The sequence below is a fragment of the Coprococcus sp. ART55/1 genome, from assembly GCF_000210595.1.
Lineage (GTDB): Bacteria > Bacillota > Clostridia > Lachnospirales > Lachnospiraceae > Coprococcus > Coprococcus aceti.
Genome location: NC_021018.1, coordinates 1,059,365 through 1,067,645, shown reverse-complemented (window position 1 = coordinate 1,067,645; position 8,281 = coordinate 1,059,365). Strand labels below are relative to the sequence as shown.

9 protein-coding genes are annotated in these 8,281 nt (G+C 42.2%); 1 reads left to right on the top strand and 8 read right to left on the bottom strand.

Annotation, left to right across the window (positions count from 1 at the left end):
- Positions 1-215: 215 nt before the first annotated feature.
- A complete protein-coding gene (locus tag CCU_RS14700; RefSeq protein ID WP_256364697.1) occupies positions 216-650 on the top strand; it encodes a cupin domain-containing protein in 435 nt (144 codons plus the stop codon).
- A gap of 195 nt (positions 651-845) precedes the next feature.
- Here the strand turns inward: CCU_RS14700 and CCU_RS05055 are convergent, their stop codons facing one another.
- The 8 genes from CCU_RS05055 to CCU_RS05020 form a co-directional block, all read right to left on the bottom strand.
- Positions 846-1,379 (bottom strand): hypothetical protein, encoded by a 534-nt coding sequence (locus CCU_RS05055; protein ID WP_015533808.1) that lies wholly within the window; start codon positions 1,377-1,379, stop codon positions 846-848.
- Between the two features lie 371 nt (positions 1,380-1,750).
- Complete coding sequence (locus tag CCU_RS05050; protein ID WP_004850188.1) at positions 1,751-2,530, bottom strand: amino acid ABC transporter ATP-binding protein; 780 nt, start codon at positions 2,528-2,530, stop codon at positions 1,751-1,753.
- A 190-nt stretch (positions 2,531-2,720) separates the two neighbouring features.
- Positions 2,721-3,407, bottom strand: a complete 687-nt coding sequence (locus CCU_RS05045; RefSeq protein WP_004850185.1) for an amino acid ABC transporter permease — start codon at positions 3,405-3,407, stop codon at positions 2,721-2,723.
- Positions 3,408-3,458: 51 nt separating this feature from the next.
- The gene (locus CCU_RS05040) at positions 3,459-4,256 is read right to left on the bottom strand and encodes a transporter substrate-binding domain-containing protein (protein ID WP_015533807.1); all 798 of its coding nucleotides are present in this window, start codon (positions 4,254-4,256) and stop codon (positions 3,459-3,461) included.
- Between the two features lie 232 nt (positions 4,257-4,488).
- Entirely contained in the window at positions 4,489-5,673 is a 1,185-nt protein-coding gene (locus tag CCU_RS05035) for a cation diffusion facilitator family transporter (RefSeq protein ID WP_015533806.1), read from the bottom strand.
- Positions 5,674-5,776: 103 nt separating this feature from the next.
- On the bottom strand, positions 5,777-6,172 hold the full coding sequence (rpsI, locus tag CCU_RS05030; RefSeq protein ID WP_004850181.1) for a 30S ribosomal protein S9: 396 nt from the start codon (positions 6,170-6,172) through the stop codon (positions 5,777-5,779).
- 18 nt (positions 6,173-6,190) lie between these two features.
- On the bottom strand, positions 6,191-6,625 hold the full coding sequence (rplM, locus tag CCU_RS05025; RefSeq protein ID WP_004850178.1) for a 50S ribosomal protein L13: 435 nt from the start codon (positions 6,623-6,625) through the stop codon (positions 6,191-6,193).
- A gap of 233 nt (positions 6,626-6,858) precedes the next feature.
- Positions 6,859-8,076: an iron-containing alcohol dehydrogenase gene (locus CCU_RS05020; protein WP_015533805.1), complete on the bottom strand. Its 1,218-nt coding sequence runs from the start codon at positions 8,074-8,076 to the stop codon at positions 6,859-6,861.
- Positions 8,077-8,281 lie beyond the last annotated feature (205 nt).

Below are 8,281 nucleotides of genomic sequence, written 5' to 3'. Positions count from 1 at the left end.
TTTTTTCGGAACGTTTTTGGAACCGTTTCCATTTGATATATCTTATATTAGTTGTTTATGTACAAAATGTCAATACTATTTTCAATTTTTTTATCACTTTTTGCATTTTTTCACATAGCTCACAATCCAGGTTACATAAAAATGTATAATTTTTGTCATATTCTATCCTTTCTGAATACTATAAATAGAACTATTAAATCTGAAAGGACTATCCTATGAAATGCAACAACCATTGTTCTCCGAACAGACCTGACTGTCGTGACAACATCTGCACTATAGACCTCCGGGATAAAGCGTTACAGAACCACAATTACCGCGAAACCGTGTGGACCGGCTGTTTCATGCAGATGACAGTCATGTGTATACCTGCCTGCTCAGACGTAGGTTTGGAAATCCATGATAATACCGATCAGATCATCCGGATCGAACAGGGACAGTGTTCAGTCAGAATGGGCTGCTGCCCAAACGAACTGTGTTTCCGTCAGAATCTTTGTGCAGGAGAATGCATCTGTATACCAGCCGGCACATGGCACAACATCATCAACATCGGCAATAATCCACTTAAGCTCTCATCCATCTATGCCCCACCACATCATCCCAGGGGAGAGACACAGGCCACCAAAGCCATGGCTATGGGAATGGATTGCTGATATGTTTTCATGTGACATGAGGTAGATGCCACTATAGAATCAAATAAAAAAGACACCAAATGCTGCCTGCCCGTCTGACATTGGGCAAGCGACATTTAGTGTCTTTGCTGCTACTACTATACTTTATTGTTTTCTCTGTGTCATCACTGCATTGGAAAAACTGTATCACATTTCAATCATGAGATCACATTTCTCCTACTCATTCTCATCCTCTTCCTCTTCATACCAATCGTCCTCATATCCATCTTCCACATAGTCTATGTCATACTCATCGGCTTTGTCTGCTTCTTCATCGCTCAGTTTAGCATATATTCTTCCATCGTCCCAATCATCTGGCATATAGAGATGCGGCTCATTGTCCCCCCACTTATATGAATGTATCACCTTAACGTCAGACAGATCCAGGACGGACTCCATCAATATTGACTTCATATAGTTCTTCACCGTTTCCGGCGCAAGATTGACAAATTCCACTATCGGGTATCTCTGAAAACGGATAGCATTGGTCGATGTCCCATACCCTGAATTCTCAAAGCTGGCATTTACCGGTCTTTCATTTACACTGAGTGATATATTTGTAACAGTGCATACCTCTCGTTTATCAAAAACATATATTTTACCCTCGCTGGTCAGTACCTGTACACGACCATCATTTATTCTGACCTTATCAATACTTCCTGTTTCTCTTTTTGTTTTTTCTACACCTGTTGTTTTTCTTGTTAATGGCATAATGTTCTCCTCCTGTAAAACAAATTTTTAATGTCATGCTTTGTATTCCGTACGGTATATCCAATAGTACACACTGACCTTTTTTTACTCAACGTCTGGGTAGATTTTTTTTATCCCTCTGGGTAGACCTCCGATATGTCATTTTCTTGTTTTTTTGTGCATGGGGTAGATGGCATCCCTATCTGCCATGCCTATGTTTCTTATTTCATTTATATATGGGGGAGAATTGCTGCCTTGTTTCTTATTATTGTTTTGTAAATTTTGTATAGTATAGTTTCAGACGGTTTTTCAGATTTTTAGTGATTATTTTTTATATAAACAGAAAATCCCGGTGCATCATTTTTTCGATACACCGGGATCTTATACATCTTTTATGAATATGATGAAAGAAATTGTTTTGTCCTCTCCATCTTCGGATTGTCAAATACCTGGTCAGGTCTTCCCTGCTCAAGTATATATCCATCATCCATGAATATGACCTGACTTGCAACATCCTTTGCAAATGCCATCTCATGGGTAACAATTATCATGGTTGTCTTTTTGTCTGCAAGGTTTCTGAGAACCTTAAGTACCTCTCCTGTGAGCTCCGGATCAAGAGCCGATGTAGGCTCATCGAAACACAGGATGTCCGGCTGCAACGCAAGCGCCCTTGCTATGGCAACTCGCTGACACTGTCCTCCGGAAAGCTGGTGAGGATAGTTGTTCATTCTGTCCTCAAGTCCCATCTGGCGTAGAAGTTCCTCTGCCTGGACTCTTATCTCGTCGAGTATATTCTTCTTATTTACTTTGAAATCCGGTCTCTCCTTTGCAAGAAGCTCTCTTGCAAGCATTACGTTCTGAAGCGCAGTGTACTGTGGAAAGAGATTAAATGACTGGAACACAAGTCCAAAATGCAGTCTCTTCTTGCGCACCTCCGACTCCTTGAGTGTCTCCGGCTTGTCAGTGTCAAGCAGGATTTCATCATTTACACGGATAACTCCATTGTCCGGCATCTCCAGAAAGTTCAGACAGCGAAGAAGTGTTGTCTTTCCACTTCCTGATGATCCTATGATAGAAAGGACCTCGCCCTGCTCCAGAGAAAAGCTTATATCCTTGAGCACATCTGTCTTGCCAAACTTCTTTTTTATATGTTCAACCTCTAATATAGCCATTTGCGGCTCCTCCTATTTAATATGTATCGCCCCTCTGCTCCGCAGCGGGGCAGGTCGTCGGAGCCGATTCCGAGTATGAACTGCGTTCATTGCGGCTCCTCCTATCTAATATGTATCGCCCCTCTGCTCCGCAGCGGGGCAGGTCGTCGGAGCCGATTCCGAGTATGAACTGCGTTCATTGCGGCTCCTCCTATCTAAAAAAATCAAGTTTCTTCTCTAATTTGCCAAGTAAAACTGTGAGTACGCCATTCCATATCAGATAGTAGAATGCGCAGAAGAAGAGTGGCCATATCGCACCAGAGATTCCCTGTGAACCCTTCATGAATGCCTGTCCTGCCCAGATTATCTCCTGAAGTGCGATGATACGGGCAAGGGACGTATCCTTGACCAGAGTTATGATCTCGTTGGACATCGCCGGAACTATCTTCTTTATCATCTGCAAAAGCTTGACCTTGAAGAATATCTGCTTTGGAGTCATGCCAAGTACAAGTCCGGCCTCCTCCTGTCCTACAGGAATACCCTGAATACCTCCACGGTAAATCTCTGAGAAATAGCAGGCATAGTTCACTATGAATGACACCGATGCCGCTACAAATCTTCCGCCTTCGCCGCCGCCCCATACCGGGTTGTGGAATACAAGTCCCGGGAAATAATATATGATGAGCAGCTGTATCATAAGTGGTGTACCTCTCACTATCCATACAATGAACTTCATAAGATAGCTGAGCGGTTTAAACTTTGACATGGAACCGAGTGCTATGAGAAGTCCAAGTGGAAATGCACCGAGCAATGTCACGAAGAACAATTTTAATGTCTGTATAAATCCTGTATTAAGAGCTCCAAGTACGACCGGGAGCTGTTCAAAAAACAAATCCATAATAATTTTTCTCTCTAAGTGATGGTAAAAATACTAATTATATCTTATCTATTACTTTGCAAGTGCAGCCTGTACCTTATATGTCTCAGCACACTTCTCCATTGAACCGTCAGCCTTACTGTCTGCAAAGAACTTGTTGAGCTCAGCTACAAGATCTGAGTCCTTTCTGAAGCCAACGCCATACTCCTCGCTGTTGAGACCTACGGTATATGTGAGCTTGTCATAACCTGTTCCCTCACCAACCATAGCTGCTGCCATGAGTGAATCAATGATCGCTGCATCCGATGTTCCAGCTGCAACCTCCATGAGTGCATCTGCCTGTGCCTTTACAGCTGTATAGTTGAGTCCAAGCGCCTTGGCCTGATCCTCGCCTGCGCTTCCTGCCTCTACAGCAAATGTAAGCTCCTTGATGCTGTCTACTGTCTGATACTTGTCTGCCTTATCATTTGGCACGATAACTACCTGAGCATTGTTGCAGTATGCATCTGAACATGCCATTGAGCTTGTAACCTCATCTGTAAGTGTCATACCATTCCATACACAGTCGATGGTCTTGCCGTCAAGCTCCATGATCTTGTTGTCCCAATCTATCTCTACGAACTCTGCCTTTACCCCAAGGCTCTCTGCAAATGCTGATGCCATATCCGCGTCAAATCCGATCCAGTTGCCTGACTCATCCTTGTAATCCATCGGTGCGAAGTCTGTAACGCCGACAACGAGAGTTCCCTTATCCTTTACATACTCCAGATCACTCTTTGACTCACTCTTAGATCCGTTATCAGATCCGCCACATCCAACCAGTGAAAGTCCCATTGCTGCCACTAAGAGCAGTGATAATAACTTTTTCATACTTTTTTCCTCCTGAAATATACTTAAATATACTTGGCAGATGCATGAAACACACTACACTGGGCATCTGCATGATATACAGCCCTATTAGGGCACAACACGGTAACATAGTAACAGTTTATCATGGTAAAGTCAAATCTAAGATTATGAAAAAACATGTAAATATATTATGTAATAATAATAACCACAGAAGATCTTACTCTTCTGTGGTCAGGATGCTCACCATCTGGAATTATTTTACATACGCTCTGTCAATATGTATCACACAATAGTAATTTTTATTGTACTCACTAACTTTTTCCTTGATATAGGCTATTATCTGTTCTTCCGACATTTGATATCCATGTGGCAAAACCACATCAAAAATCAAATTGGAATGTGTTGAACCCTTTACCATTCTAAAGTCGTGAAACTGAACATTTTCATTTTTTCTGCTATCCTTATTAAGTGATTCTATAATTTCAGTGATCCGCGCTTTCGCAGCATTTGTCTCCTCATCGTCATCTACTATCGGGTCCATGTGAATGACAGGCTCACAATTTAGTTCTTTTCTGAGAGAGAATTCTATCTGATCGATCAGATCATGCAGTTCAAGAATATCTTCCTTATAAGGAACTTCTGCGTGCAAGCTGACCATAAGTCTGCCAGGTCCATAATCATGGACCACAAGATCATGAATACCAAGGATCCTTTTATCACACCTCACGATCTTCTCGATCTCGTCCACAAGCTCTGGTTCCGGTGCCTGACCAAGCAAGGGGCTGACCGTATCCTTCATTGCAGTGATGCCAGCTATGAGTATCATTACGCCCACCAATAACCCGCAATATCCATCTATAGGTATTTTCCAGAAATGAGCAGCAAGTGCAGATGCAAGAACAACCATTGTGGAAAATGTATCAGATAAACTGTCTTTTGCCGTCGCTATCATGGTCGCACTCTCTATCTTTCTGCCTATACTCCTGTTGTAGAAATACATATATATCTTTACTCCAATTGAAACAACGAGTATAACGGCAACTAGACTGCTGAATTTGGGAAGTTCCGGATGTAGGATCTTTCCGATTGAATCTTTAATAAGCTCGTAGGCCATCAATATGATCATGACTGCTACAAATAAGCCTGATATATACTCTATTCTTCCATGTCCAAACGGATGATCCGGGTCCGGTTTTCTGCCAGATAACTTAAAGCCTATCATAGATATCAACGAGCTTCCTGCATCTGATAAATTGTTGAACGCATCCGCCGTGATCGAGATAGCCCCCGAAAGTAATCCAGCAAAGAATTTTCCCAGGAACAATAATACATTCAAAAATATACCAACAGCTCCGCAAAGAACACCATATTTCTCCCTCACCTTGCTATCCTTATAATTATCTGATTTGATCCACAACTTCGACAATAATGTCACCATATCTTTTGTTCCTCCTAATCTGAATCTCAAAAGTTCTGAAAAAAAGAACCCACAAAAGCGTTGGACTTCTGCGGGTTCTTGATATATCTGAAATGATATATAATTATCTCTTTGAGAACTGTGGAGCACGACGAGCGGCCTTGAGACCGTACTTCTTTCTCTCCTTCATTCTTGGATCTCTTGTAAGGTATCCAGCCTTCTTAAGGATTGGTCTGTACTCAGCATCAACCTCAAGGAGTGCTCTTGAAATACCATGTCTGATAGCTCCAGCCTGACCTGTGAAACCACCACCACATACGTTAACGAGTACATCATACTTACCCTCTGTGCCTGTAGCAACGAGTGGCTGCTTTACGATAACCTTGAGTGTATCAAGGCCAAAGTACTCATCCATATCCTTCTTGTTTATAACGATCTTACCAGTACCTGGAGTGATGTAAACTCTGGCGATACTGCTTTTTCTTCTTCCTGTTCCATAGAACTTTGTTGTCTTAGCCATCTGTTAATCTCCTCCTTCTTAGTACTTAATCTCTAATACTTCTGGCTTCTGTGCCTGATGCTTGTGATCTGCACCAGCGTATACGTGAAGCTTTGTGATCATCTCTCTGCCAAGTGGTCCCTTTGGAAGCATTCCCTTAACTGCAAGGTAGATAACATCCTCTGGCTTCTTAGCCATCTTCTCACGAAGAGTTGTCTCTTTCATACCACCTACATAATCTGAGTGGTTGTAGTATACCTTCTGATCTAACTTCTTACCAGTTACCTGGATCTTGTCAGCGTTTACTACTATTACATAATCACCTGTATCAATGTGTGGTGTATATGTTGGCTTGTTCTTTCCTCTTAAAATGCTTGCGATCTCTGATGCAAGACGACCTAAAGTATGTCCTGTAGCGTCAACTACATACCACTTTCTCTCTATTGTTGATGGGCTTGCCATAAAGCTCTTCATCGTGGTACCTCCTAAATTATTCTTTTATAATCTTCTTTACTAATGTATATTCAGCACATTCCTTACCGGGGCATTGGTTCGAAACACACTTATAAACTTCGCATACTTTGCAAGTATATTATAATTACATTTTGTTGTCAACTATTTTTTCAACAAAAATATCCGGCGATACATGTGCACCGCCGGATACCATATTATCATTCATTCTTCTGTCTGTAAATACTATCTTTTATTTAGAAATCCACCTCTGTGTCATAGTAGCAGCACTTCAGCAGCTTCTCCATCTCCTCCTGGCTTGGCTGTCTTGGGTTGGAGCCTGTACATGCATCAAGTATCGCATTTGCAGCGATCTCAGGAAGTCTCTCAAGGAATACGTCCTCCGGAACAAAGCCCTGCTCACATGGATAGCTGTCAGATCCGTAATTCTTGATACAATGAGGAATGTTCAGCTCGTCATTCATCTTGCGCAGATACGCAATAAGAAGGTCTACCTTCTCGTCGAGTGTCTCACCGCCAAGTCCCATGAAGTCCGCTATCTCTCCGTAACGAACCTTTGCGGTCTCATCCTTTGCATTGAAAGCTATAACCTTTGGCAGATACATTGCATTTGCTGCTCCGTGGATGATATGTGCGCCATAGTCAGCAAATGCTGCTCCGGTCTTGTGAGCCATCGAATGAACTATTCCGAGAAGCGCATTGGAGAATGCCATACCTGCAAGACACTGTGCATTGTGCATTGCGTCTCGCTTCTCCATGTCTCCGTTATATGATCCAACCAGATCATTCTGGATCATCTTGATGGCATGAAGTGCCAGTGGATCTGTGAAATCGCAGTTTGCTGTCGATACATAAGCCTCGATTGCATGTGTCATGGCATCCATACCTGTGTGAGCAACCAGCTTCTGAGGCATGGTCTCTGCCAGCTCAGGATCTACGATCGCAACATCAGGTGTAATCTCAAAATCAGCTATCGGATACTTGATTCCCTTCTCATAATCTGTGATGATCGAGAACGCGGTAACCTCTGTTGCAGTTCCTGATGTTGAAGAAATAGCGCAGAAATGAGCTTTCTTTCTAAGTTCAGGTATTCCAAATACCTTACACATATCCTCAAATGTCGCATCAGGATACTCATACTTTATCCACATAGCCTTTGCTGCATCTATAGGTGAACCACCGCCGATGGCCACTATCCAGTCTGGCTCAAATTCAAGCATGGCTGCTGCGCCCTTCATAACTGTCTCAACCGAAGGATCTGGCTCAATTCCCTCAAATAACTTAACTTCCATTCCAGCTTCCTCAAGGTACTGAACCGCCCTGTCAAGGAATCCAAATCTCTTCATGGATCCGCCTCCGACACAGACCATAGCTCTCTTACCCTTGAATGTCTTGAGTGCCTCCAAAGCACCTTTTCCGTGATATAAATCTCTTGGTAACGTAAATCTTGCCATTGTTTGCCCTCCTAAAATCAAAATTAAAAAAACAATCATGTTATCTTCACTGAAACACCTTGAAATATTCCGAACACTTCGAAACAATTCCTGACATATCCGTCATGTAGCAGCATTTCAATGTAATTATAACATGATTGGCTCTTATTTTCATTATTTTTTGTGCATTTCAGACAATGTTTTTCATTTATTTTTCACTGTTTTG

Excerpts from the sequence above, each read along its gene's own strand:
- CCU_RS14700 (WP_256364697.1), top strand. The coding sequence starts at position 216 with ATGAAATGCAACAACCATTGTTCTCCGAACAGACCTGACTGTCGTGAC.
- CCU_RS05055 (WP_015533808.1), bottom strand. The coding sequence starts at position 1,379 with ATGCCATTAACAAGAAAAACAACAGGTGTAGAAAAAACAAAAAGAGAA.
- CCU_RS05050 (WP_004850188.1), bottom strand. The coding sequence starts at position 2,530 with ATGGCTATATTAGAGGTTGAACATATAAAAAAGAAGTTTGGCAAGACA.
- CCU_RS05045 (WP_004850185.1), bottom strand. The coding sequence starts at position 3,407 with ATGGATTTGTTTTTTGAACAGCTCCCGGTCGTACTTGGAGCTCTTAAT.
- CCU_RS05040 (WP_015533807.1), bottom strand. The coding sequence starts at position 4,256 with ATGAAAAAGTTATTATCACTGCTCTTAGTGGCAGCAATGGGACTTTCA.
- CCU_RS05035 (WP_015533806.1), bottom strand. The coding sequence starts at position 5,673 with ATGGTGACATTATTGTCGAAGTTGTGGATCAAATCAGATAATTATAAG.
- rpsI (WP_004850181.1), bottom strand. The coding sequence starts at position 6,172 with ATGGCTAAGACAACAAAGTTCTATGGAACAGGAAGAAGAAAAAGCAGT.
- rplM (WP_004850178.1), bottom strand. The coding sequence starts at position 6,625 with ATGAAGAGCTTTATGGCAAGCCCATCAACAATAGAGAGAAAGTGGTAT.
- CCU_RS05020 (WP_015533805.1), bottom strand. The coding sequence starts at position 8,076 with ATGGCAAGATTTACGTTACCAAGAGATTTATATCACGGAAAAGGTGCT.